This window comes from Nocardia jinanensis (genome assembly GCF_014645735.1).
GTDB lineage: Bacteria > Actinomycetota > Actinomycetes > Mycobacteriales > Mycobacteriaceae > Nocardia > Nocardia jinanensis.
In genome coordinates this window covers 13,270-35,952 of record NZ_BMMH01000039.1, presented here as the reverse complement: position 1 = coordinate 35,952, position 22,683 = coordinate 13,270, and the positions used below count along the sequence as shown (strand labels likewise).

27 protein-coding genes are annotated in these 22,683 nt (G+C 67.5%); 9 read left to right on the top strand and 18 right to left on the bottom strand.

All coding sequences use genetic code 11. From position 1 onward, the window contains the following. Nucleotides 1-17: 17 nt before the first annotated feature. Nucleotides 18-707 carry a TetR/AcrR family transcriptional regulator gene (locus tag IEY68_RS34510; RefSeq protein ID WP_189094683.1) on the bottom strand — a complete coding sequence of 230 codons (690 nt, stop codon included), beginning with the start codon at nucleotides 705-707 and terminating at the stop codon, nucleotides 18-20. Next, nucleotides 704-2,047, bottom strand: coding sequence for a flavin-containing monooxygenase (locus IEY68_RS34505; RefSeq protein WP_063001033.1), 1,344 nt, complete (start codon nucleotides 2,045-2,047; stop codon nucleotides 704-706). Before IEY68_RS34505 ends, IEY68_RS34510 begins: the two co-directional genes overlap by 4 nt. A 172-nt stretch (nucleotides 2,048-2,219) precedes the next feature. On the opposite strand from IEY68_RS34505, the gene IEY68_RS34500 reads away from it, so the two are divergent. After that, entirely contained in the window at nucleotides 2,220-3,260 is a 1,041-nt protein-coding gene (locus tag IEY68_RS34500) for an NAD(P)-dependent alcohol dehydrogenase (protein WP_063001031.1), read from the top strand. Between the two features lie 5 nt (nucleotides 3,261-3,265). On the opposite strand, the gene IEY68_RS34495 is transcribed toward IEY68_RS34500, so the two are convergent. Next, on the bottom strand, nucleotides 3,266-3,745 hold the full coding sequence (locus IEY68_RS34495) for a nuclear transport factor 2 family protein (RefSeq protein ID WP_063001030.1): 480 nt from the start codon (nucleotides 3,743-3,745) through the stop codon (nucleotides 3,266-3,268). A 181-nt stretch (nucleotides 3,746-3,926) separates the two neighbouring features. On the opposite strand from IEY68_RS34495, the gene IEY68_RS34490 reads away from it, so the two are divergent. Next, nucleotides 3,927-4,466 (top strand): mycothiol transferase, encoded by a 540-nt coding sequence (locus IEY68_RS34490; protein ID WP_063001028.1) that lies wholly within the window; start codon nucleotides 3,927-3,929, stop codon nucleotides 4,464-4,466. Nucleotides 4,467-4,483: 17 nt separating this feature from the next. On the opposite strand, the gene IEY68_RS34485 is transcribed toward IEY68_RS34490, so the two are convergent. From IEY68_RS34485 to IEY68_RS34470, 4 genes are all read right to left on the bottom strand, one after another. Continuing rightward, the gene (locus IEY68_RS34485; protein ID WP_063001026.1) at nucleotides 4,484-5,302 is read right to left on the bottom strand and encodes a SigB/SigF/SigG family RNA polymerase sigma factor; all 819 of its coding nucleotides are present in this window, start codon (nucleotides 5,300-5,302) and stop codon (nucleotides 4,484-4,486) included. After that, complete coding sequence (locus IEY68_RS34480; RefSeq protein ID WP_229719212.1) at nucleotides 5,292-5,732, bottom strand: ATP-binding protein; 441 nt, start codon at nucleotides 5,730-5,732, stop codon at nucleotides 5,292-5,294. The genes IEY68_RS34485 and IEY68_RS34480 overlap by 11 nt, the downstream gene beginning before the upstream one ends. A gap of 169 nt (nucleotides 5,733-5,901) precedes the next feature. Then, nucleotides 5,902-6,585 (bottom strand): PAS and ANTAR domain-containing protein, encoded by a 684-nt coding sequence (locus IEY68_RS34475; protein ID WP_189094682.1) that lies wholly within the window; start codon nucleotides 6,583-6,585, stop codon nucleotides 5,902-5,904. Between the two features lie 88 nt (nucleotides 6,586-6,673). Further along, nucleotides 6,674-7,006, bottom strand: coding sequence for an STAS domain-containing protein (locus IEY68_RS34470; protein ID WP_268241641.1), 333 nt, complete (start codon nucleotides 7,004-7,006; stop codon nucleotides 6,674-6,676). Nucleotides 7,007-7,537: 531 nt separating this feature from the next. Here IEY68_RS34470 and IEY68_RS34465 point away from each other — a divergent pair. Genes IEY68_RS34465 through IEY68_RS34435 form a run of 7 tightly spaced genes read left to right on the top strand, consistent with a single transcriptional unit; the run spans nucleotide 7,538 to nucleotide 11,453 of the window. Beyond that, nucleotides 7,538-8,548 (top strand): iron-containing redox enzyme family protein, encoded by a 1,011-nt coding sequence (locus IEY68_RS34465; RefSeq protein WP_063001022.1) that lies wholly within the window; start codon nucleotides 7,538-7,540, stop codon nucleotides 8,546-8,548. Then, the gene (locus tag IEY68_RS34460) at nucleotides 8,545-9,204 is read left to right on the top strand and encodes a HemK2/MTQ2 family protein methyltransferase (RefSeq protein ID WP_268241640.1); all 660 of its coding nucleotides are present in this window, start codon (nucleotides 8,545-8,547) and stop codon (nucleotides 9,202-9,204) included. The genes IEY68_RS34465 and IEY68_RS34460 overlap by 4 nt, the downstream gene beginning before the upstream one ends. Then, a complete protein-coding gene (locus tag IEY68_RS36995; RefSeq protein ID WP_308435011.1) occupies nucleotides 9,185-9,535 on the top strand; it encodes a CDGSH iron-sulfur domain-containing protein in 351 nt (116 codons plus the stop codon). The genes IEY68_RS34460 and IEY68_RS36995 overlap by 20 nt, the downstream gene beginning before the upstream one ends. Before the next feature lie 6 nt (nucleotides 9,536-9,541). After that, on the top strand, nucleotides 9,542-9,775 hold the full coding sequence (locus tag IEY68_RS34450; protein ID WP_063001020.1) for a DUF6480 family protein: 234 nt from the start codon (nucleotides 9,542-9,544) through the stop codon (nucleotides 9,773-9,775). Between the two features lie 32 nt (nucleotides 9,776-9,807). Next, complete coding sequence (locus IEY68_RS34445; RefSeq protein WP_063001018.1) at nucleotides 9,808-10,392, top strand: nucleotidyltransferase family protein; 585 nt, start codon at nucleotides 9,808-9,810, stop codon at nucleotides 10,390-10,392. Beyond that, nucleotides 10,393-10,671, top strand: coding sequence for a BON domain-containing protein (locus tag IEY68_RS37270; RefSeq protein WP_063001016.1), 279 nt, complete (start codon nucleotides 10,393-10,395; stop codon nucleotides 10,669-10,671). A 26-nt stretch (nucleotides 10,672-10,697) separates the two neighbouring features. Then, nucleotides 10,698-11,453: a metallophosphoesterase family protein gene (locus IEY68_RS34435; protein WP_063001014.1), complete on the top strand. Its 756-nt coding sequence runs from the start codon at nucleotides 10,698-10,700 to the stop codon at nucleotides 11,451-11,453. Nucleotides 11,454-11,541: 88 nt separating this feature from the next. Here IEY68_RS34435 and mbp1 read toward each other — a convergent pair whose 3' ends face one another. From mbp1 to IEY68_RS34380, 11 genes are all read right to left on the bottom strand, one after another. Beyond that, a complete protein-coding gene (mbp1, locus tag IEY68_RS34430; protein WP_373293049.1) occupies nucleotides 11,542-11,853 on the bottom strand; it encodes a microaggregate-binding protein 1 in 312 nt (103 codons plus the stop codon). 86 nt (nucleotides 11,854-11,939) lie between these two features. Beyond that, nucleotides 11,940-12,368 (bottom strand): nuclear transport factor 2 family protein, encoded by a 429-nt coding sequence (locus IEY68_RS34425; RefSeq protein ID WP_063001012.1) that lies wholly within the window; start codon nucleotides 12,366-12,368, stop codon nucleotides 11,940-11,942. A gap of 46 nt (nucleotides 12,369-12,414) precedes the next feature. After that, nucleotides 12,415-12,924: a DnaJ family domain-containing protein gene (locus IEY68_RS34420; RefSeq protein WP_063001010.1), complete on the bottom strand. Its 510-nt coding sequence runs from the start codon at nucleotides 12,922-12,924 to the stop codon at nucleotides 12,415-12,417. Nucleotides 12,925-13,017: 93 nt separating this feature from the next. Beyond that, nucleotides 13,018-14,409 carry a hypothetical protein gene (locus IEY68_RS34415; RefSeq protein WP_063001008.1) on the bottom strand — a complete coding sequence of 464 codons (1,392 nt, stop codon included), beginning with the start codon at nucleotides 14,407-14,409 and terminating at the stop codon, nucleotides 13,018-13,020. A gap of 161 nt (nucleotides 14,410-14,570) precedes the next feature. Next, nucleotides 14,571-15,449, bottom strand: coding sequence for an alpha/beta hydrolase fold domain-containing protein (locus tag IEY68_RS34410; RefSeq protein WP_063001006.1), 879 nt, complete (start codon nucleotides 15,447-15,449; stop codon nucleotides 14,571-14,573). Nucleotides 15,450-16,205: 756 nt separating this feature from the next. Next, complete coding sequence (der, locus tag IEY68_RS34405; protein WP_063000997.1) at nucleotides 16,206-17,633, bottom strand: ribosome biogenesis GTPase Der; 1,428 nt, start codon at nucleotides 17,631-17,633, stop codon at nucleotides 16,206-16,208. Next, a complete protein-coding gene (gene cmk / locus IEY68_RS34400; protein WP_063001040.1) occupies nucleotides 17,630-18,328 on the bottom strand; it encodes a (d)CMP kinase in 699 nt (232 codons plus the stop codon). The genes der and cmk overlap by 4 nt, the downstream gene beginning before the upstream one ends. A gap of 65 nt (nucleotides 18,329-18,393) precedes the next feature. Next, complete coding sequence (locus IEY68_RS34395; protein WP_189094680.1) at nucleotides 18,394-19,680, bottom strand: pseudouridine synthase; 1,287 nt, start codon at nucleotides 19,678-19,680, stop codon at nucleotides 18,394-18,396. Nucleotides 19,681-19,689: 9 nt separating this feature from the next. Then, complete coding sequence (gene scpB / locus IEY68_RS34390; protein WP_063000996.1) at nucleotides 19,690-20,346, bottom strand: SMC-Scp complex subunit ScpB; 657 nt, start codon at nucleotides 20,344-20,346, stop codon at nucleotides 19,690-19,692. A gap of 298 nt (nucleotides 20,347-20,644) precedes the next feature. Further along, complete coding sequence (locus tag IEY68_RS34385; RefSeq protein ID WP_063000995.1) at nucleotides 20,645-21,550, bottom strand: segregation and condensation protein A; 906 nt, start codon at nucleotides 21,548-21,550, stop codon at nucleotides 20,645-20,647. Beyond that, the gene (locus tag IEY68_RS34380) at nucleotides 21,547-22,422 is read right to left on the bottom strand and encodes a ParA family protein (protein ID WP_063001035.1); all 876 of its coding nucleotides are present in this window, start codon (nucleotides 22,420-22,422) and stop codon (nucleotides 21,547-21,549) included. The genes IEY68_RS34385 and IEY68_RS34380 overlap by 4 nt, the downstream gene beginning before the upstream one ends. Nucleotides 22,423-22,683 lie beyond the last annotated feature (261 nt).

The following is a 22,683-nucleotide window of genomic DNA, read 5'->3' as shown; positions in this document are numbered from 1 at the left end:
GCCGCAGCCTGATCTCATCACCGGGACTCATCTCCCGGGCTTGACATCTTCATTGGGAAGCTCCTCGCTGTGGTGGGTGCGGCCAGGCCGGGGACGGTGCCGTAGATCGACCGCAGCCAGACGGTGACCACCGATTCGATATAGCGCTCGCGGTCCAGTTCGGCGGCGAGAGTCAGCCGCTCGAGCAGGCGCTCGTTGAGCAGGAGCAGTACATCGGCGACGGCAGTGGCATCACCACCGGCCGGGGCACGACCGGCCGCGCGTTCGGATTCGATCATGGCCGCGATGGAGGGGATGAAGGCCTGGCGATCGGATTCCCACATATCACGCACTCCCGGTGAGGAGCTGCGCGCGGCCAGTACCGCGCTGTAGAGATGACGGTTGCGGTCCCAGAACTCGATGAGCCCGCGGATGGTCCGCTCGATACGTTCGGCGGGCGCCCCGCTCCCGACGAGGATGTCGTTGACCGCGAAGACTTCCTCGTAGGTCTGCTCCAGCGCAGCCGCCACGGCCGCCGCCTTGTTCTCGAAGTAGAAGTAGAAAGCGGATCGGGTCAGCCCGGCACGCCGCGAGATCTCGGCGATATTGATGGGTTCGAGCTGACCGCCGTTATCGCGCAGCAGTTCGTCCAGCGCCGCCAGCAGAGCGCTGCGCCGCTGGTCACCGCGCTGCGGAGCCCGGCGGTCGGTCCGGGACCGAGTGGTCATCCGGCCTGTCCCACCGGTACCGGTCCCTGCGCGCGGGCCCGGCGTAGTCCGGCGGGCAATTCGGCGAGTCGCAGATCGCGTTCGTAGACCCAGTAGTCCAGCTGCTGGGTGTGCCGGGGCCGGTCCACCACATGGCCGGTGAAGCGCTGCTGATCGGCCGCGATGACCCGGTGCATCGCCTCCGCCGGCGGTGGCCGATAGTGCCCGGCCGCGTAGGCGGCCACCAGGCGGGCCTGGCATTCGACGAACGGGAACAGAGTGGGGAACGGCTGCGCGAATCCCACGAAGGCGAGGTCGTCGATACCCGTCGCGAAAATGCGTTTGTACAGCGAGATCCGGTTGTCCGGGGCACTGAGGAACTCCGGATCGAAGAACGGGAACGTGATGTTGTAGCCCGTGCAGTAGATGATGACGTCGAAATCCTTCGCCGTCCCGTCCTCGAAATGCACGGTGGCGCCGTCCAACCGGCTGATATTCGGTTTCGCGACGATATCTCCGGAACCGAGCCGCAGTGGCAACTCCACCGATTGGGTGGGATGCGCCTCGAAGAATTTGTGATTCGGAGCGGGCAGCCCGTATTTCACCGGATCACCCGATACGAACGGAGTGAAGAACTGGGTGATCTTGCGCTGCCAGGCCAGCGGCACATAGGGCACGGTGCGGAAGTAACGGTCGGCCGGGGTGCCCGCGAAATATTTCGGCACCACCCAGGCACTCGACCGGGTCGACAGCCAGACGTCGTTTTCCGTACTGCGCGAGGATAATTCGACGGCGATATCGGCGGCACTGTTACCGATACCGACGATCAGGATGCGCTTACCGTGGAGATCCAGCGGCGTACGCGGGTCGATATAGGCGTGGGAGTGGATGGATTCCCCAGTGAACTCCCCGGGGAAATCCGGGAACCGTGGGTCCCAGTGGTGCCCGTTGGCCACCACGAGCAGATCGAATCGGCGCGTCCCGCCGGCCCGTGTCTCGATATCCCAGCCGCCGCCCGCCGCGGGCCGGGCGTGTTCGACCGGATTGCCGAATTCGATGGCGCCTTTCAGGTCGAAGGCCGCGGCATAGCTCTCGAGGTACTCCTTGATGAGGCTGTGGTGCGGGAAGTCGGGATAGGACTCCGGCATCGGATAGTCACGGAACGAGAGCTGGTACGAGGTGTCGATATGCAATGAGCGGTAGGCACTGGAATGCCCGTTCGGATTGCCGAATGCCCAATTCCCGCCGATACGGTCGGAGGCTTCGAAGCAGGTGTACGCAATGCCGTAGTCACCCAGCATTTTTCCGGTGGTCAGGCCGCTGATACCGGCTCCGACGAGGGCGACGGTGGGCTGTGACATACGACCTCCTGGAGCACGGCGTGGTGCTGTACCGACGCGGTGAGTGACACCGGTCACATGGACACTAGGGGCGGATTTGACATGTGTCAATAAAAATCAACTCTTGTCAGCCGGTCGCGCGGCGGCCTAGCTTATGAGGCACGCCACAGTCGGCCGGAACGGGAGGACACCCATGAGAGCGCTGCAACTCACCGAACCCGGCACTCTGGAGATCCGCGAGGTCCCGACTCCCGAACCCGGGCCGGGCGAACTCCTCATCCGCGTCGGCGCCTCCGGGATCTGCCATTCCGACCTGCATGTTCTTCATCTCCCCTTCAAGGTCCGAGAAGAGCCGCTGACACTCGGCCACGAGATCGCGGGCACCATCGCCGCCGTAGGCGAACAGGTCGGCGGACGCGAGACCGGGGAACGCGGGGTGGTGTACCTGTGCTGGTCGTGCGGACACTGCCCCGAATGCGCCAGCGGGAACGAGAATGTGTGCCGGGCGGCCGGGCGGGTCGCCATGCCACCCTGTCCCGGCCTCGGCCCCGACGGGGGAATGGCCGAATATGTTGCCGTACCGGCGAATTCCTTCGTGCCGATCGGTGAGATGGATTTCGTGGCCGCCGCGCCGCTGGCCGACGCCGCACTGACCAGCTATCACGCCATCCGCGGCGCGCGCGATCAGCTCTACCCCGGCGCGACTGCCGTGGTGATCGGCGCCGGGGGCCTCGGCCACGTCGGTATCCAGATCCTGCGCGCGATCACTCCGGTGCGGGTGATCGCGGTGGACACCGATCCGGACAAGCTCGAGCTGGCCGCGGAATGCGGTGCGCACGAGGGGCTGGCGGCTGATGCGGAGACCGCGGCCCGGATCCTCGCCATGACCGGCGGCCGCGGCGCGGAGGCCGTATTCGATTTCGTCGGGGTGGACGCGACCGCGAAACTCTCGGTCGAATCGGTGGGCCCGAACGGGGCCTACCGGATGATCGGGCTGGGCGACGGGAACCCGGAGATCACCGCGGGCCCGGCGGGTGGGCCCGGTCTGCCGTGGGGCGCGACGGTACGCAAGTCATACGGCGGCACCAAACGCGATCTCATCGACAGTATCGCGCTGGCCCGGGACGGCCGCATCACCGCGCACACCCAGCAGTTCCCTCTCGACGAGGGCGCCCGCGCCTACGAACTATTGGAACAAGGCAGGATCCGGGGTCGCGCGGTCCTGGTGCCCTGACGGGCTCAGCTCGGATCCGCTGCCCACATATTGCTGAGCAACGTATGACTGGGGGTATCGGCCAGCGACTGCGAGGATTCATAGATCCGCACGTAGGAAGTCGCGTGAATACGCCAGATCCCATCGGCGCCACGGCGGTAGCGGTCGGTGTAGTACCCGGCACCCCGGATCAGCACTCCGAAATCGGTCGCGAGCACGGTGTCCTCGAACAGCCAGCTGCCGGTCGCGGTATCACCGTCGACGGTGATCTCCGGATGGTTGGCCACATGGGTGGTGACGATGCCGGGGCCCATGTTCTCGCGCATGAACCCCACCACCGCGTCGCGACCGTCGAGGGTGAGTTCCTTGCCCATCGCGTGCGTGCCGTAGCGAGCTTCGATCTCGGGGTCCAGCGTGGCGGCGAAATCGTCCCACTGCTTCAGATCCAGGGTGCGGAAGTACCGGTACTTGAGTCCGCGGAGTAGTTCGAGTGCCTGCAGATCCATGGAGTCACCATGGCACGGCGACCCCAGCACGGCAAGAACATGTTCTATTTTCTCCCCGCCGTCCTGGCCCGGGCCCGTCCGCGTTTGCCGAACGCGAACCGTGGTACTGCGCCGACACCGGACGACAGTCCGCGGCACCCGGCCGCCGCACTGCAGCGCCCGAGGAGCGACGGAGACAGGAATGAACAGTGCCGAGATACTCACCGACGCCTTCGACCGGATCCGCGGAGTGGTCCACGACGCGGTGGACGGACTCGACGAGGACGCGCTGAACCATCGTCTCGATCCGGGCGCCAACACCATCGCCTGGCTGGTCTGGCATCTCACGCGGGTGCAGGACGAACATCTGGCGGAACTCCAGCACACGGAAGCGCTGTGGACGGGGCGCGGCTGGTACGAGCGTTTCGCCTTGCCGATCGACCGGAACGCCACCGGCTACGGCGACACTCCCGCCGAAGTGCCCCTGATCAGCGCGCCACCCGAACTGCTCATCGGTTACCACGACGCCGTGCACGCGCAGACGGTCCGGTTCCTGGCAGCCCTGCAGGACCGGGATCTCGACGCGGTCGTCGATACGAACTGGGATCCGCCCGTCACCATGGGGGTACGCCTGGTCAGCGTGATCGCCGACGACTTGCAGCACGCGGGCCAGGCCGCATTCGTCCGCGGCATCCTCTCCCGCACCTCTACCGGGCACACGAATCCGGCCACCGCGGGCTGAGCCGCACGCCGGACGGATCAGTCGCGCAACGCCTGATCGCGGAGCCAGCCGAGCGTGCGGGACAGAATCCGCGAGATGTGCATCTGGGATACCCCGAGTTCCGCGGCGATCTGCGATTGGGTGCGGGATTCGAAGAACCGCATCCGCAGGACGTGACGCTCCCGCTCCGACAGCTCGCCCAGCAGCGGTTCGATCGCGAGATAGTCCTCGAGCCAGCCGTAGGACGGTTCCTCGGCGCCCAGCGATTCCACGAGCGGTAAAGCCGAACTCTCGCTGTCCTCCCCGGTGGCGGGCGCGTCCAGCGAGGACGCCTGGTAGGCGTTGCCCGCGATGAGAGCCTGCGTAACCTCCACCACATCGATATCGAGTTCCGCGGCGATCTCCTTGGCACGCGGCACCCGCCCCAGCCGTTGCGACAGGATCTCGACGGTGGGGCCCAGATTCAGCTGTAGTTCCTTGACCCGCCGCGGCACCCGGACCGACCAGGTGTTGTCCCGGAAATGCCGGCGGACTTCACCCATGATGGTGGGGACGGCGAAGGAGAGGAACGACGAGCCACGCGAGACGTCGAAGCGGTCCACCGCGTTCACCAGGCCCAGCCGGGCAACCTGGAGGAGATCGTCGTAGTTCTCACCGCGGCCGGAAAACCTGCGGGCGATATGCTCGGCCAGTGGCAGGCACCGGCGCATGATCTCGCCGCGCAGGTCCGCTCGGGCCCGGTCGCCCTCGGGAAGGGCGGCCAGTTTGCCGAACAACGGCTCGATATTGTCGTAAGTATCGTTGCCACGATGGCGACGCGAAGGTCCGGGATCGGCCCGCGGTCCTTCATCCGCCATCGGCGCCTCCTCGGAACCAGCTGAACTCGACATCGGTCGGGTAACCACCGCTCGCCAGGTCGTAGGGGTGCTGTACCACGCTGACCGAGCGGGTCAGCGTCCGCACGATATGCCAGCCGAATCCCTCCTGGTCCCGGAGCGAATCGACCTCCGAGATCGAGGTTACGCGCACTGTCATGTGATGCTCGTCGTAATCGAAATCGCAGGTCAGACTCGAATCGGGAACGGCGGCGGCAATCAGCGAGGTAGCCACTTCGTCGAGAGCGAGCCGGATATCGGTCACTTCGTCCAGACCGAAGTCGGCGATCAGCGATACGGTCTCGGCCAGCGCGCGCAGCATCACCAACTGCTCCTGCCGGGCCGGGATCCGTACGCCCACGGTCATATCCGCCGATGTCGTATACACGGAATCGGAGATACTCTCCGCCATGCGCACCACCACCTCGTTCCTACCGCCCGCACCACAGCGGACGAGGGCGCCCGCCGGGCCCCGTTATGCCCGTGACCGTTGGTGACGCCGCGATTCGTCTTTCTCGGATGTCGGCCTGATTGTCACATGCGCACATACCCCGGTCGGAATCTCCGAAACACCGCCCAGCTCAGGTGCGGTCGATCCGCTCGTGCAGGGTCAGCAGCAGATGATCGAATTCGGTGCGCAGACCGGGTGCGCCGTGGTCGAGCGTGCGGAGTTCGGCCACCAGCCGCTCCGCAAGGAAGCGGAGCTTGGTGTTGGACTCCTGGGAGCGCCAGATCAGCACCCGGAACGCCTGATCGGCGCTGATCCCGTAGACGAGCATCAACGCACCCTTGGCCTGTTCGATCACCGCGCGCGCGGCGTAGAGGCCCGGCAGCGTGTCCTGCAGGGTCTCCTCCCGCTCTTCGGCCAGTGTCTCGGTCAGATCCACGTAGTAGCCGGCGCACCCGACGACCGCGCCGTCCGCACCGGTCATGACATCGGCCACCACGATCACCGGCCGGGTATTGCCCTCGAGATCGACGATACGGTGCCTGCTGCAGAAGGGCTGCACCTCGGCCACCGATTTCGCCAGTGTGTTCGCCACCTGGGCGCGGTCATCGGGATGTTTGTGGCCGAGCAGCAGCTCGGTACTGGGCGTCATCGGCTCGGGTGGATAGCCGTGCATCTGCGCGACTGCCTCCGACCACTCCCAGCGTTGATCGGCGAACCAGAACCGGAAGGCCCCGGCACACTGCGATACGCCGGCGATCGAATCCAGTAGATCGTCGTCCAGGTCGTCGGCGATATCGCCGTCCTCTCGGGTCACGGGTCGAGTATCGACGGTTCCGGCGCGGAAAGCGACCCGCCCCCGGTCGTCGCGACGGCCGGGGGCGAGGTAGGTGTTCGGCGACGGATCAGCTCGTGAGCGCGGTCCGCAAGGTCGGGAAGTACCGGAACTGCGGCCGCACCCCGGCGACCTCGAGCGCCCGCTCCACTTCTTTGCGTCCGCTCACCACCCGGAGTTCGATCCCGGCACGCCAGGCGTCGGCCTTGGCGTCGGCGAGCACGGAGGCTGCCCGGATGCTCATGAATGTGGTGGCGCGCAGGTCCAGCACCACCACCCGGCACAGCATCGAGCGACACCGGCCGAGCGCGGTGCGCAGTTCATCGTGCAACACCGCGTCCAGTTCACCTTCGACCCGTGCGATCACACAGTCGGGGTACTCGGTGCTGCGACGTGACCACATACGAGTGGTGGCCGGCGGCCGTGGATCGCGACGGCGGTGTTGATCGACCTGATACAAAGCGGCGGTAACCGACATATCAATCCCGTCCTGCTGGTAGGGATTTCCGGCGGGCGTACGCACTGCGGGCGGATATCGGAACGGGATCGATTCCCGCTCGTCCGGCCCGGGCACCGAGAGGAACGCGGTACCGGGATCGGCTGCATGTTTTCAACCTGAGAACCATTCTGGCATGGACTTCCGAGGCTGTACACCGCCCCGCGACCGGCGGATCTCCACGCGGAGGGGATCGTGCGGACGGATAAACATGTTTATCCCCGGACCCACCGGCTATTGCGGAGGCAACCGGCCGGGGCGAACCGGCCGACCGACAGGGGCGGAGGTTTCCGGTATGGCTTCTCTGACCGCTGCCGCAGGTAATGCGGCCCATCTCGCCCGCGCGTCGCGGGACGCGCACTACCCGGCCGGATAACGAGCAGCGTACCCGCTGCCCTCCCCAGGGATCCGATGCTCGATGCCTGCGAAAGGCGAACCATGGTCGAAACACTTTCCCCGAGCGAAGCGGCTGTCCACGCGCTACCCCTGCCGCTGCCCCGAGGTCCGCTGTCGGCGGCGCTCACAGAACTGCTGTCCGATGCACCGGGCAGGCCGGTACCCGAGATCCCGGCCGATCTCGATCCGTACGGCGACGACTTCCAGCTGACCCTGCACACCTGCTACGAACTGCACTATCAGGGTTTCGGGGGCGTGGACCCGGACTGGGAATGGGATCCCGGATTGCTGCGACTGCGCGCGCAACTCGAACGCCGGTTCCACGCCGCCCTGCGGGCCGAGGTACCCGGTGGTGACGATGTTGCGGCCGAACTGGACCGGTTGCTCACCGTGCCCGCGTCGGGCGGTATACCGGGCCTGCTGCGTGACGAGGGTGCCTGGTGGCAGCTGCGCGAGTATTTCGTCCACCGTTCGATCTATCACCACAAGGAAGCCGATCCGGTGGCCTGGGTGATCCCGCGGCTGCGCGGCCGGGCGAAAGCGGCGCTGGTGGCTATCGAATTCGACGAGTTCGGCGGCGGGCACGGTGATCGTATCCACGCCCGCCTCTACGCCGATCTGATGCGCGGCGCCGGGCTGGACGGGGGTTACCTGCACTATCTGGATGTGGTGCCCGCGCCCATGCTCGCACTGGTCGACATGATGTCGATGTTCGGTCTGCACCGGTCGTTGCGAGGCGCGATCGTCGGACATTTCGCGGCGGTCGAGATTACTTCGTCACCGGCTTCCCAGCGGATGGTCGAGGCGCTGCACGGCTTCTCCGCCCACCCCGACTGCGTGCGGTTCTACAGCGAACATGTCACCGCGGACGCAGTACACGAGCAGGTGGTACGCCGCGATGTGCTCGACGATCTGCTGACCGGGGAACCCGGACTGGCCGAATCGGTCGTCTTCGGGATCCAAGCGACAGATCTCCTCGAAGACCGGTGGGCCGCTGCCGTACTCGATCGCTGGCGTGCGGGCGAGAGCTCGCTACGGACGACGGCCCGGTGAGTCCGGTGTTGGTCCGGGTCCCGGGGGTCTACCGCCCACAGCCGGATACCAGGCTGCTGGCGCGGGCGATGACCGATGCCGCGCTACCGCCGGGAGCGCGGGTGCTCGACGCGTGCACCGGCACCGGGGCGCTGGCGATCCACGCCGCGCGGTCCGGGGCGGCGGCGGTGACGGCGGTGGATCTGTCGCGCGCCGCACTGGCCTCGGCCTGGTTCAACAGCCGGCTGTACGGCGTACGGCTGGAACTGGTGTGCGGCGATGTCACCCGGGTGGTCGAGGGCCGCACCTTCGATGTGGTGGTCGCCAACCCGCCGTATGTGCCGAGCGCGACGCACCCACCCGAAGTGGGCCCGGCCCGCGCCTGGGACGCGGGATGGCACGGCCGCCATCTGCTCGACCCACTGTGCGAGATGATGCCGCATCTGCTCAGATCCGGCGGTACCACCCTGATCGTGCACTCCGCCGTCTCCGGTATCGCCGCCACCCTGACCAGGCTGCGGGCGGGCGGATTGAAGGCGACCGTCGTGGCACGCACTGTCGTTCCCTTCGGGCCGGTGATGCGCAGTCGAGTCGACTGGCTGCGGGACCGCAGCCTGATCCAGCCCGAACAGGAGCACGAGGAATTGGTGGTCATCCGTGCCGACCGAACCCGCTGACCAACCACCCGGCCCCGACGAGCTGCTCGCGGCGCTCCGGCACACCGAGGACGGCCCCCACGCGCCGCCGGATGCCCCTGCTTCCGACGCGGCGGCCGGATCGCCGGATCGCGCGGTGTGGGCGCGGACGCGCCGGATCACGTTCACCGAGGAGGGACCGGCTCTGATCGAGGGGCCGGTGGAGGTGGTCGCGCCGAATGGGGATCGCATTCTCGCCGACCGCTTCCTGGTCGCGCTGTGTATGTGCAAACGGTCCGGTAGCTACCCGCTGTGCGATACCAGCCATCGCCGCCGGGCCCGCCGTTCCGGAAAAGACCGAGAAGGGAAGTAGACAGCAATGTCATCGATGGATCCCGACCCCGACCGCACACCCGGCCTGGAGCCGGGCGGCGGTGTATCGCCCGGCTCCACACCACCGGACACCGCGCAGACATCCGGGTTGTCGGCGGACGAACCGGCCACCCGTTATCGCTTTCCGCGGACCGGAGTAGTGGCGGTCGTGCTGACTATCGCCTTGGTGGTGGTGTTCCTCGCGGTGGCGGTGGGCCTGGTGGCCATGATCGTGGGCTGATTGGCGGTGCCGTTTCCGGGTAGCCGCCCGCTATGGCTCCGACCCATCAGCAATTGCTCCATGCGCTGACGCGGGCCGCGAACGCGTTGACGCACCACGGCGTCCCCTTCGCCGTGGCGGGTGGATGCGCGGTCTACGCGCGGGGCGGGCCGCCCTCGGACCACGACGTCGATCTCTTCGTCAAACCCGCCGACTGCGCCCGGGCGCGCAGCGAACTGGCGCGGGCGGGGCTGCGGATCGCCGACGCGGCCGAAGATTGGCTGACCAAGGCCTACGACGGCGACACCCTCATCGATATCATCCACCGCCCCAACAACCGGGAGGTCGACGACGCGCTGCTGGCACGGGCGGAGGTCATGCGGGTGGGTCCGACGATGGCGCCGGTGGTACACGGCACCGATCTGCTGGTCGACAAACTGCTGGTCTTCGACGCGCACCGGCTCGATCTGAGCCCACTGTTGCGGATCTCCCGCGACCTGCGCGAACAAGTGGACTGGCCGTGCGTGCGCGCGCAGACCGAGCATTCGCCCTATGCGCGCGCTTTCCTCGGGCTGATCGACGACCTCGGGATCGCCGACACCCGCACAGGTGATCGAACTTCGGGAAGGGCCGGATAGATGGCGCAGACCCAGAACCACCCGGCGGGACGGCCACCGGAATACCTGGCCGCCGAATTGCACCGGGCATTGACCGAGGACCCCCGCACTGCCGAGCAGGGTGTGCGGGTACGTATCCGCGGGGACGTGGTGGTACTCGACGGTGAGGTGGGCACCGCGCAGCGGCGGCGCCTGCTGGAGGACGTGGTGCACGAGATCGCGCCGGACGCGCAGATCCACAACGACGTACACGTGACCGCGACGCCCGGCCCGGGCGAATGCGAGGACCTCGGTGACTGACACCGGGTGGAAGGGAGAGTGCACCGATGCGGATCGCCGCCGTGGGGGATGTCCATCTGGGAACCGATTCGCGGGGGCTCCTGCGTCCCGCGTTGCGCGGACTGCCGGACCACGCCGATGTACTGCTGCTCGCCGGTGATCTGACCAATCACGGAACCCTGCCGGAAGCGGAGGTGGTGGCCGCGGAATTCGCCGACGTGGGCGTTCCGGTGATCGCGGTCCTCGGCAACCACGACCATCACAGTGATCTCCAGGACGAGATCACCGTGATGCTGGGCGATGCGGGGATCACGGTCCTCGAGGGCAGCGCCACCACGATCACGGTCGGTGATCGGACGCTGGGCGTCGCGGGCACGAAGGGCTTCGGCGGCGGTTTCGCGGGCAAATGCGCCAGCGTCTTCGGGGAACGCCAGATGCGCGATTTCGCCGGGCACACCGTGGACGTGGCCGCCCGCCTGGACACCGCGCTGGCGGGTCTGGACACCGATGTCACGGTGGCTCTCACCCACTACTCCCCGGTCAGCGACACCCTGCACGGTGAACCGCGGGAGATCTATCCGTTCCTGGGCTCCTACCTGCTCGGTGAACCCATCGATACACACGGGGCCGACCTGGCGCTGCACGGCCACGCCCATGCCGGTACCGAACGTGGCAGCACTCCCGGTGGGATCCGGGTCCGCAATGTCGCCCAGCCGGTGATCCGATCGGCCTTCGCGGTGTACGAACTGCGCCCACGACCGGCGCACGAGTCCGAGCGCGCCGAAACCGCGCTCACGGGATGAGGTCGGCTATACGCGGCGGCGGCCACCCGATCGGGTGGCCGCCGCCGTTTCTACGTGGGACCCGCGGACGCAGATCCGCAATACCTGCTCAGGGATCCCGCGGTGTCGGCGCCACAGTGTTCTGCTCCCGGCCGGAATTCTGCTGGGCACGCTGACGCTGTTCGGCGTGGGCGGCCGCGAGGCGTTCCTTGTCCGCCTCGGCCTCTTTCTCGGCGGCAGTGCGCTGAGATTCGCCTTTGTCCTGCTGGGCCTTACCCTCCGCACGCAGCGAGTCGTTGTCGAGAACCGCGCCCGCGGCCTCCTTGGCCTTGCCCTTAGCGCCTTCGACGACGCCTTCGATTCCTTCGCGAGCGGTCTTGTGTTCGGCCACCATATCCACCTCCGAATCGATGTTGCCCATCTCGGACATTCGGCGTGTACCCGGCTCGCCGGGGCCCAATCGGACCGCCCGCACCGGGTTCGGGGTGTGCTCGCTCACACCGGCCGCTACGGGGAGAAGGCTGCCTCGATACCGTCGAACCAGGCCGCTTCCTCGATCAGCCGGGCACTGCGCCAGCCGTCCGGAGTGCGGATCAGGTCGTGGTTGTACCAGCCGCCACAGGTGAACTGCTTACCCGGCGACACGATCATCGGGTTGAAGAACATCGCGCGCACTTTCGCGCTGTCGCCGGCCAGTTCGACGGCGATATTGGAGATGAAATGCTGTGTGCAGGTGAACAGGCTCAGCTGTTCGGTCAGCTGGGTCACTACGCTCTCGCGATCGCCGACCGGGCCGCCGGCCGTGCTGTAGTCGATATGCGCGTCGGCGGTGAACACCGACCGGTAGAGGTCCCAATCCTTGCTGTCGACAGCGGTGGCGTAGCGGGTGAGCAGATCGGTGATCTCGAGCCGATCGGCGAGGGTCGGTGAATCCATCCCTCCATACAACCCCACCGGTTATGCGCGCCGGGTGGGTTCGGCCTCAGCGGCCCCGGAAGATCCTGCGCCACCGGAACACCCCAGCCGAGGCGCGCTGCGCGTCATCGGGCAGCCGGCTGGTATCCGGTACGGCGGGGTGCTGCGCACGGCTCTTCTCTTCCCGCCATTCCCGGACGATCTCGTCGGCATCGACCGGCGCGATCGGTACCTGCGGTCCGGCGGGCATCCGCAACCAGTCCACGATACGGCGATTGAGCTCGGCGACCGTCGCGCGTACTTCCTCCTCGGAGTCCGCCTCGCGCACGGTCTCCGGTAACCGTTCCGCATCACGGCGCAGTAGCAGCGAGGGCGGCAGCATGACATCACCGCTCACACCTTCGCGGCGCAGGTAATCGCGCAACCAGGCATTCTCGTCGTGGTACGAGTTACCCGCGCCCGGCAGCGGTTTTCCGGCACCAGGGAGATTCTCGAATTCGCCGCGTTCGGTGGCTTCCCGGATCTTACGATCGACCCAGGACTCGAAGTCGGTTCCCGCGGGTTTGCGCTCTGCCATCGCGCCTCCTCACCGTCTCCCGCCACGGTAACGCTCCCACCGGCATCGGCACTCGCGGTGACCCGCGGCGCCGCGGGTCACCACCGACCCCGGTCAGGCCCCGTTGGTGGAAGCGCTACGGGTACGACCGCTGCGGGCCCGGCGGCGCTCGGCCTGCAGTTCGGCGAGCTCCTGCTCGAGGATATCGGCGACCCGGAACTGGCCGGTGTCGTAACCGTCGGAGGACCGCACGACGTCCAGGAACTCGTCGGTCTCCTTGTCCCCGGACATCTTGCCCTTGCCGTTGCTGTCCGAGGAACCGTTCTTGGCCCCGTCCGACGAGGTCTTGCCGAGCCCCGGGATCTTCTTGGTAACAGTGGCCGGTTTGGTCACCGGAAGCTTGTCGGTGGTATCCGCGGCCTTACCGGCGACCGGATCTCCATCGAACAGCGGCGAATTGGCGGCCATCTCATCGAGCAGCGAGCTCGTCCGTCCGATCAATCCCGAGGTGACCTCCGCCAGGTCCCCCGATCGGCGTTTTCCCATATCACCGCCCTTGCTGTCCGACCGGAAGGCCGAACCACTCGATGCGGTACCCGACGACTTCTTGCCGGCCGGTTCCAATTCGGCCGGTCTCGCCGCGGGCTCGACCTCGGCCACCGGCAGCGAGGCCGCCGCCTTCGCGTGATCGAGGCGCAGGCTCACCCGGGGCAGATTCTTGCGTATGTGGTCGGCGGGGTCCGGCAACACCCGGACCTGTTCGGTGGCCCGCAGGATGGCCATACCGTACCGGGCGCTCGCCGCGTCGTGAATGAGCAGCGCGACACCGATCATCACCGGAGCGACCGCGTGCACGGCCGCGTCGTACCATTCGCCGAGTCTCAGATACGGGTAGGTGTTCAGCCCGATGGTCAGCGCGAGCAGCGCGATCTCGGCGGCGGCCGTCTGCCTCCGGTTGTTGATCACTCCCCACTCGGCCACCTTGTTGGTGCCGATCATGATGATGATCAGGCAGGCGCTGATCATCGCCTCCAGCAGGTAGCTGAACCAGAACAGCGGATCGCTCGGTCCGGTGGGGGCGATGTTCTGCTGCACGTTGACGGCCGACCAGAGCATCCCGGCACCGACCACCCCGGCCAGCGCGCGCAACGACCAGGATCGATGCCGGTACAGCGAGGCGAGTTTGGCGTGCGGGCTGGACTCCCGGCGCTGAGCGGCGATGGCTTTACGGGCGAGCAAGAGGTCGCGCATATCCGCCTTCTCGATCTGCTCGGTGGTCTGCCTGGCCCGATCATTGGCCCCGGCGACCGCTTGGATCTCCTTCCAGCGCTGCCCACGCTCCTGCTCACGGATACGTTCGGCGAGATCACGTTCGGCGCGTAGCTCCGACTCCGACAGCGCCTCGGTGAGGGCCGGGTCGAACTGGTAGGCCAGCCGGCCTCGAGCGTGTTCGACGCGCTGGGCCAGTTGCGTGACATCGTCCTCGATTGGCGGTTCGACAGTCATTACGGCTCCCGCCTCGGGTGATTCGATGGCAGACAAGTAGTCACGCCGGGGTACGGTACCGCGCTTTGCTCCGCGATGCATCGTCACGGTCGAAACAACCGAATTCCGTGGCCGTTCACAGGCTGTTCACGAGTTCCGCTGGCAGCGTCGCACTTCCGCGATCACAGAGCATCGACAGTGGTCAAGACCGATTTCAGCACCGGCCGCGCCTCCGGCACCGGTGCGAGTGGATACACATGGAACGCACCGGGCTCCGCAGTGAAATGCACTCTCGCCCCGGCGTGTTCGGCGAACGATCGCGCATCGGGAAAGAGAATGTCGTGCGTACCGACGAAGAGATCCGTTTCCGGCAGCCCGTCCATCGGACCGTTGATCGGACTCAGCTCCGGCAGCCCGAGGTCGTCGCCGCCCGCCCAGACCCGGCCGGCCTCGAGCAGACCGGGTCGCGCCAACCAGGGGTCGGCGGCCTCCAGCCCGTCGATCTCCGGATTGCACAGCCGCATATCGAGACACGGCGCCAGCAGGATCAGCCGCGCGGGAGCGGGCAGCCCGGCGGCGGGCAGCGCCTGGGCGAGCAGCAGTGCCAGGGTGCCGCCGGCCGAATCCCCGGCGAGTACCACCCGCCCGGGGTCCACCTCGCCGATCACCTGCCGGTAGACCGCGACGAGGTACGGCCGCGCCGCCCGGTAGGTGTACCGCGGCGCCAGCGGATAGATCGGCACCTCGACCCGGTGTCCGGCGCTCACCAACCGGTCGATGAACCGCCAGTGCCACCAGCTGATCTCACGGAAGAAACTGCCGCCGTGCAGATAGATCACCACTTTCCCGGAGTCCGGTGCCCTCCGGGGAGCCACCGTGTAGCACGGGAAACCCTCGACGATCCGGTCGGTGATCCGGTGGCGGCGGCGCAATCGCGACGGCGGGGTATGAGCGCCGACCGGTTCGGCCATAGCGGCGCGAGCCTTCTCCGGGGTCGCCATACCGCGCTTGCGCGTGACCCGCAAGAACATCGACAGCCCCCAAGTACGACAACTAACCATCACATCTCCTCCGACGCGGTGACATGCAGTCCGCGGAGGCCGCAGCGAAGGCGAAGGTATCGCACCATCACACCCTCCCCCGACACGATGACATCCGATCCGCGGAGGCCGCAGCGAAGGCGAAGGTATCGCACCATCACACCCTCCCCCGACACGATGACATCCGATCCGCGGAGGCCGCAGCGAAGGCGAAGGTATCGCACCATGACGTCGCCTCACTCCGCACCCGGCGGGCCGACGGAACCGTCCGGGAACGGCCCCGGCTCCCGGCAGCATATTGCTAGGTGTCCGTCGACGCGGCCGCGTGACGTTCATTCCATATGCGAGCACAGGGCGCACCGCTGTCGCACGTACTACATAACCTGCGATGCCGGACGCCACAGAAGCGATGGAACCGGCGACCGGCGGCAGATCCATATTCCGGCATAGGATACGGTTGTCCGCGTTGTGGAAATGAAATACATTGCGCCGGACCAAACTTCGCCGCACTCACCCGGAGCGACAAGCCCGAGTGGCCGGACGCCGCCGCGATCCTGACGGCCGGCCCGCGCTTCCACGGCTACGAACCCTGCGGATGCGGCCGGGAGCCGAAATACCCGCCGCGCACTCGCGCCGAACTCCGAGCCCGCAGCATCCACGCCGCTCGGCACGCATCGCCGCCGGCCGCGGCCCAGACCCGGCGCAACCCTTGGACCGCGGCCGCCTGACAGCGGAGAAACCCTGCTCACCCGCCGTCACGGCGGGTGAGCAGTCGTTTCACTTCCGGGCGCGCTTCTCCCGCACCCGGATCGAGATCCGCACCGGCGACCCGTCGAACCCGAATTCCTCCCGCAGCCGCCGCTCCAGGAACCGGCGGTAGCCGGCCTCCAGGAACCCGGTACTGAACAGGACGAAAGTCGGCGGCCTGGTGGTGGCCTGGGTCGCGAACAGTACCCGCGGGAGCCGCCCGCCACGCATCGGCGGCGGCGTCGCGGCGATCACCTCTTTCAGCCAGGTGTTCAACCGGCCGGTCGGAATACGCTTGTCCCAGGATTCGAGAGCGGTCTCCATGGCCGGAACCAGTTTCTGCACCGCCCGGCCCGTCTGCGCGGAGATATTGACCCGCTGCGCCCAGGGCACGCGTACCAGATCACGATCGACCTCACGGTCGAGTTGCAGCCGGCGATCCTCGTCCACCAGATCCCACTTGTTGAACGCCAGCACCAGCGCCCGCCCGGAATCGGCGACCAGACTGATCACCCGCAGATCCTGTTCGGTGACGGGCTGGGATGCGTCGATCAGCATGATCGCCACCTCGGAGGCCTCCAACGCCGATTTGGTGCGCAGCGAGGCATAGAACTCGGTACCGGTGGCATTGGCGACCTTGCGCCGCAACCCGGCGGTATCGACGAAACGCCACACCTTGCCGCCCAGTTCCACCAGCGAGTCCACCGGGTCGACAGTGGTACCGGCGATATCGTGCACCACCGAGCGCTCGTCGCCGCTCAATTTGTTCAGCAGGCTCGATTTACCGACATTCGGTTTACCGACCAGCGCCACCCGCCGCGGCCCACCGCCGGGGCCGCCGGTCTCCCGCGGGGTCTCCGGCAATACGCCGAGGATATCGTCGAGCAGATCGCCCGTACCGCGCCCGTGTGCGGCGGAGACCATCCGTGGCTCCCCCAGCCCCAGCGACCACAGCGCGGACGCGTCGGCCTCCAGTCGCTGATCGTCGACCTTGTTGGCGACCAGGATGACCGGGGTCTTCGCCCGGCGCAGTACCTTCACCGCGGCCTCGTCGGTGGCGGTCGCGCCGACCACCGCGTCGACCACCAGCACGATGGCGTCGGCGGTGTTCATTGCCAGTTCGGCCTGCCGCGCCACCGACTGCTGCAGACCCTTGGCGTCCGGCTCCCAGCCGCCGGTGTCCTGCACCCAGAAGCGCCGGCCCGCCCAGTTGGCCTCGTAGGAGACCCGGTCACGGGTCACTCCGGGCACATCCTCGACCACTGCTTCGCGACGGCCGAGGATGCGGTTCACCAGCGTCGATTTCCCGACGTTCGGGCGGCCGACCACCGCCAACGTAGGCATCGGGACATGATCGGCGGCCTCGGGATCACCGTCGAGATCGGTGAGCTCCCACTCGGATTCGTCACTCCAGACGCCGTCGCCGGCGAGGACGTCGCCCACGGTTTCCCCGCTCATCCGGCGACTCCCCGGCGGCCCGCGACCTGACGATCCCGCGGCCGGTCCAGCTGCCGCCCGACCTCGAGGTACAGCTCGTCGATGGTCTCGTCCATGGTCAGCTCGCTGGTATCGACCTGCACCGCGTCCTCGGCCCGCCGCAGCGGCGATACCGCGCGCGTCGAATCGAGGCGGTCACGACGCTCCACGTCGGCGAGGACACCGGCGTAGTCGTCGCCGCGTCCCTCGGTGATGTTCTGCTGATTGCGCCGCTGGGCGCGTGCCTGCGCGGACGCCGTCAGATAGATCTTGGCATCGGCATCGGGCAGCACGGTGGTGCCGATATCGCGGCCCTCGACCACGATGCGGCCCGCGCTCACCGCGATCTCGCGCTGCAACGCGACGAGCTGCTCACGGACCTCAGGAACCGCCGAAACAGCCGAAACGGCCGCGGTGACCTCGGGCCCGCGAATCTCGGCACGGACATCGTCACCGTCGAGTTCGATCAGTTCCCGTTCGGGATCGGTGCCGATCCGCAACGGCATATCGGTGACCTCCGCCGCGACCGCCCCCGCATCGGCCGGGTCGATCCCGGCTCGCAGCACCCGCAGAGTGGCGACCCGGTACATGGCACCGGTGTCGAGGTAGCGGGCCGAAAGCCGTACCGCCAGCCGTCGCGACACACTGGACTTCCCGGTTCCCGAGGGTCCGTCCATCGCGACGACCAGCGACCGGTCACGGGCCGGATCCGCGACGACCCCCACCGGGGCTTCCACACCGTTCACAAAGACACCGCCTCGTAGAGTTTGCCGATTTCATCGCGCCCCAGCACGCGCAGCGTGCCCGGGCGTTGATCGTTGAGAACCACCGGACCGATATGGGTGCGGACCAGCCGAGTGACCGGATGCCCGACCGCCTCCAGCAGCCGTCGCACGATATGTTTGCGCCCCTCGTGCAACACCACCTTCACCAGGGAACGTCCCGAGTCGACCTCCAGCACCTGGAAACGGTCCACCGAAGCTTGTCCGTCGTCGAGCTCCACGCCCTCGCGCAGGATCTTGCCGATCGAACGGTGCACTTCGCCCTGCACGGTCGCCAAATAGGTTTTGGACACCTCGTAGGAGGGGTGCATCAGCCGATGAGCCAGGTCACCATCGTTGGTGAGCAGCAACAGCCCCTCGGTATCGGCGTCCAACCGGCCCACATGGAACAGCCGCTGACCCGCCGCGACCCGCTCGGCGACAATATCGCCCACACAGGGACGGCCCAGATCGTCGGACATGGTGGACTGCCAGCCCTTGGGCTTGTTCAACGCCAGGTGCACCAGCTCCTCGCGCACCACCACCCGGGTACCGTCCACCCGCACCACGGCGTTCTCGGGGTCGATACGCAGGCCCTGTTCGCGCACGATGATGCCGTCGACCTCGACCCGGCCCTGCTCGATCATCTCCTCGGCGGCCCGGCGCGAGGCCACACCGGCTTTGGCCAATACCTTCTGCAGGCGCTCACCCTCGCCCCAGGGCAACTTCTCGTGGCCGGTCGCCTCCGGTTCCACATGCTGGCGACGGGCCGGTTTCGCGTTGTTCAGCTGCGGGGAACCGCCACCGGACCGGGCGCTCTGGCTCTTGCGCGGCGCCGCACCCCCGGCGGGACGGCCGCCGGTCCGCGGACCGGCGGGCCCGCCACGTCCGGCCGCGGCCGAGCCGCCACGGCTCGCGCCTGCGGGACCACCGCTACGACTCGCGCCCGTGGGACCACCCCGGCCGGCCCCGGACGCTCCGGTGCGACCCGGCGTCGCGGAACCACCACGACCTCCCACGGGACGGGCACCGCGACCACCGGTCGGCGTCTCCGCTCCCGCGTTCCGCCCGGAACGCGGCACCTGGTCGCTACGCGCTCCGCGCTCGGTGCTGCGCGCTCCCCCGGCACGACCGGTGCGGGGCGAATCCTCACTTCCCCGGCGGGCGTCCCCGGTACGGGAGGCGCTTCGCCCACGACCGGCCCGGGCGGGCTGGTCACCACTTTTCCTACGATCCGGTATGCCATCACGGCGAGCGGGTGTTTTCACGGTTTCCTGTCAATCCTCGGCGCCGAGTTTCAGATCGTCCTCGGCGGGTTTGCGCAGCCTGGTGTAACGGGGATCCGTCTCCAGACTGTCGTTGATCTCGTCGATCAGGTCGACGCCCGGCAGTAGGGGCGCCAGTGGCGGCAGATCGCTCAGCGACGCCAATCCGATCCGCTCCAGGAACAGTTCGGTGGTGCCGTACAGCGTGCCGTTGGTTTCCGGGTCGGTGCCCGCCTCGGTGATCAACCCCCTGGCCAGCAGGGTGCGCATCACACCGTCGACGTTGACACCGCGCACCGCGCTGACCCGAGCCCGGGTCACCGGCTGACGATATGCCACCACCGCCAGCGTCTCCAGAGCCGCCCTGGTCAACTTCGACCGGGAGCCGTCGAGCAACATACGCTCCACATACGGTGCGTACTCGCTGCGAGTATAGAAGCGCCACCCGTCTCCGGCGAAACGAAGATCGATCCCACTGCGCCGGGAGGCCAGCTCCGCCGACATCTCCCGCAGCGTCCGCTCCACCCGGTGCGGGGCCTCGTCCAGGGCGGCGGCCAGCTGCTCCACCGGCGCCGGAGTGTCCACCACGAGCAGCAGAGCCTCGAGCGCCGCCCGGAACTCGTCGTCGTCCAACGGCTCGGGCGCGAAATCGGTCACAGTCTCGGTCATGCTGCACCCTCCGCGTATGAACGAGGGCCCGGCGCGGTCGGTCGCCACGGTCCCGCGACAGGATCTGACTCGCTCATGCTCTCTCCTCCGCGTAGGGGCGAGGGCCCTGCGTGGTCACGCTGCGCTACCGCCTCCGGGCCCGACTCGCTCATGCTGTGTCCTCCGCGGATGAGCGAGGGCCCTGCGTGGTCACGCTGCGCTACCGCCTTCGGGCCCGACTCGCTCATGCTGTGTCCTCCGCGGATGAGCGAGGGCCCTGCGTGGTCACGCTGCGCTACCGCCTTCGGGCCTGACTCGCTCATCCGTAGTCCTCTTCGATAGTCACCGGCGCGGCACCGGCCTCCTCGTCGTCACCGATCCAGCGAACGGCGAGCGGGCCCAGTGGGTCGGGCTGGTCGAACTCGATCGTCTTACCCCGGTACAGCTCGAGCAAAGCCAGGAACCGGGCAACGATCTGGATCGGCGCCGCACAATCGGAAACCAGGTCGGCGAAAGTGGTCCATACCCCCACGCCCCGGGCACGCAAACGTTCCAGCACCAGCGTCGCCTGTTCGGCCACCGATATCGAATGCGCGTGCAGATGGTCCAGCCCCACCGTCGGCATCGGGCGGGGCCGGAACGCCGCCGCCGCGATATCGGCGAAACCGGCGGCATCGACACCGAGGTCGACCTCGGGCAGCAGACTCGCGAACCGATCTTCCAAGCCCACACTGCGCGCATAGCGGCGCAGTGCGGCCGCCTCCAACTCCGCGAACAACTCGGCGACCTGTTTGAACGCCCGATACTGCAACAGCCGGGCGAACAGCAGATCCCGGGCATCGAGCAGTTCCAGATCCTCGGGGTCGGTCAACTCACCCGAGGGCAACAGCCGCGCGGCCTTCAGATCCAACAGAGTCGCGGCCACCACCAGGAACTCGGTGGTCTGATCCAGGATCTTGTCCGTACGCAGTGAATTCCCCGGCCGGCTCAAACTCGCGGTCAACGCCTTGGTGTAGGCGATGAACTCGTCGGTGACCTTGTGCAACGCCACCTCGGTCACATCGAGCCGGCGCTGGGAGATCAACTGCAACAGCAGATCGAAGGGGCCCTCGAAATTGCTCAACCGCAGATGGAAACCGGACTTCTCCGGTTCCGTGCCCGGCTCTTCCGTGGGCGGGACGGGTTCGCTCGACTTCGACGGTGCGGGCCGGGTCGGCCCGCTCACCGACCGGACCGGTGGATGACTTCCCGTGCCATCGCCCGATACGCTTCGGCGCCACTGGACTTCGGTGCCCATGTGGTGATCGGTTCCCCGGCGACGCTGGCATCCGGGAACCGGACCGTCCGCGCGATCGCGGTGTCGTACACCAATTCTCCGAATACCTCCACCACCCGCGCCATCACCTGGCGGGAATGCAGCAGCCGGGCATCGAACATGGTCACGACGATGCCGTACAGGCTCAACCGCGGATTCAGCCGATCCCGGACCTTCTCCACCGTGTCGTTGAGCAGGGCCAGCCCGCGCAGCGAGAAGTACTCGCACTCCATCGGGATTATCACGCCGTCGGAGCAGGCGAGCGCGTTCACGGTGAGCAGACCGAGTGAAGGCTGGCAATCGATGAGGATGTAGTCGTAGCGGTCGCGGATCGGTTCCAGCGCGCGCCCCAGCGATTGCTCCCGGCCGACCTCGTTCACCAGCTGGATCTCCGCCGCCGACAAATCGATATTGCTGGGTAGCAGGTCCAGATTCTCGACTTTGGTCTGCATCAAGACGTCATCGGCGGAGACCGGCGTCCCGATGAGCAGGTTGTGCACGGTCTGATCCAGATCGTGATGTGCCACACCCAGGCCCGCCGACAGCGCGCCCTGCGGATCGAGATCCACCAACAGCACCCGGCGACCGTATTCGGCCAGCGCCGCACCCAGATTGATGGTCGAGGTGGTCTTCCCGACCCCGCCCTTCTGGTTGCACATGGCCACGATGAGCGCATTGCCCTCATGCGACGGGTCGGGCGGATCCGGAACCTGGCGCAGGGGCCGCCCGGTCGGCCCGAGCGCGGCGTCGGCGGGGACGGGTTCGGGGCCCGCGCCCCACACTGACGCGGCGCGATCGTCGCTCTCGGCGCCCTTGGGCGAGTTCGCCGCTCCGGCTGTCGTCACGATCCGCTGCTCCTTATACGTTCCTACCCGTCCGTCACCTCGTAGAGCGTAACGAGGCCGATCAAGGCACGGTCTCGCTTTCGCCACGGTCCGGCTAGTCCTAGACGCTACCGGTTGACTGCACTCGAGCGCGGCGTGTAGGTACGGCGTGTTCGCCGCAACACCGGGACCAGCCTGTATCGACAGCCACCGAGGCCG

Excerpts from the sequence above, each read along its gene's own strand:
- IEY68_RS34510 (WP_189094683.1), bottom strand. The coding sequence starts at position 707 with ATGACCACTCGGTCCCGGACCGACCGCCGGGCTCCGCAGCGCGGTGAC.
- IEY68_RS34505 (WP_063001033.1), bottom strand. The coding sequence starts at position 2,047 with ATGTCACAGCCCACCGTCGCCCTCGTCGGAGCCGGTATCAGCGGCCTG.
- IEY68_RS34500 (WP_063001031.1), top strand. The coding sequence starts at position 2,220 with ATGAGAGCGCTGCAACTCACCGAACCCGGCACTCTGGAGATCCGCGAG.
- IEY68_RS34495 (WP_063001030.1), bottom strand. The coding sequence starts at position 3,745 with ATGGATCTGCAGGCACTCGAACTACTCCGCGGACTCAAGTACCGGTAC.
- IEY68_RS34490 (WP_063001028.1), top strand. The coding sequence starts at position 3,927 with ATGAACAGTGCCGAGATACTCACCGACGCCTTCGACCGGATCCGCGGA.
- IEY68_RS34485 (WP_063001026.1), bottom strand. The coding sequence starts at position 5,302 with ATGGCGGATGAAGGACCGCGGGCCGATCCCGGACCTTCGCGTCGCCAT.
- IEY68_RS34480 (WP_229719212.1), bottom strand. The coding sequence starts at position 5,732 with ATGGCGGAGAGTATCTCCGATTCCGTGTATACGACATCGGCGGATATG.
- IEY68_RS34470 (WP_268241641.1), bottom strand. The coding sequence starts at position 7,006 with ATGTGGTCACGTCGCAGCACCGAGTACCCCGACTGTGTGATCGCACGG.
- IEY68_RS34465 (WP_063001022.1), top strand. The coding sequence starts at position 7,538 with ATGGTCGAAACACTTTCCCCGAGCGAAGCGGCTGTCCACGCGCTACCC.
- IEY68_RS34450 (WP_063001020.1), top strand. The coding sequence starts at position 9,542 with ATGTCATCGATGGATCCCGACCCCGACCGCACACCCGGCCTGGAGCCG.
- IEY68_RS34445 (WP_063001018.1), top strand. The coding sequence starts at position 9,808 with ATGGCTCCGACCCATCAGCAATTGCTCCATGCGCTGACGCGGGCCGCG.
- IEY68_RS37270 (WP_063001016.1), top strand. The coding sequence starts at position 10,393 with ATGGCGCAGACCCAGAACCACCCGGCGGGACGGCCACCGGAATACCTG.
- IEY68_RS34435 (WP_063001014.1), top strand. The coding sequence starts at position 10,698 with ATGCGGATCGCCGCCGTGGGGGATGTCCATCTGGGAACCGATTCGCGG.
- mbp1 (WP_373293049.1), bottom strand. The coding sequence starts at position 11,853 with ATGGGCAACATCGATTCGGAGGTGGATATGGTGGCCGAACACAAGACC.
- IEY68_RS34425 (WP_063001012.1), bottom strand. The coding sequence starts at position 12,368 with ATGGATTCACCGACCCTCGCCGATCGGCTCGAGATCACCGATCTGCTC.
- IEY68_RS34420 (WP_063001010.1), bottom strand. The coding sequence starts at position 12,924 with ATGGCAGAGCGCAAACCCGCGGGAACCGACTTCGAGTCCTGGGTCGAT.
- IEY68_RS34415 (WP_063001008.1), bottom strand. The coding sequence starts at position 14,409 with ATGACTGTCGAACCGCCAATCGAGGACGATGTCACGCAACTGGCCCAG.
- IEY68_RS34410 (WP_063001006.1), bottom strand. The coding sequence starts at position 15,449 with ATGGTTAGTTGTCGTACTTGGGGGCTGTCGATGTTCTTGCGGGTCACG.
- der (WP_063000997.1), bottom strand. The coding sequence starts at position 17,633 with ATGAGCGGGGAAACCGTGGGCGACGTCCTCGCCGGCGACGGCGTCTGG.
- cmk (WP_063001040.1), bottom strand. The coding sequence starts at position 18,328 with ATGGACGGACCCTCGGGAACCGGGAAGTCCAGTGTGTCGCGACGGCTG.
- scpB (WP_063000996.1), bottom strand. The coding sequence starts at position 20,346 with ATGACCGAGACTGTGACCGATTTCGCGCCCGAGCCGTTGGACGACGAC.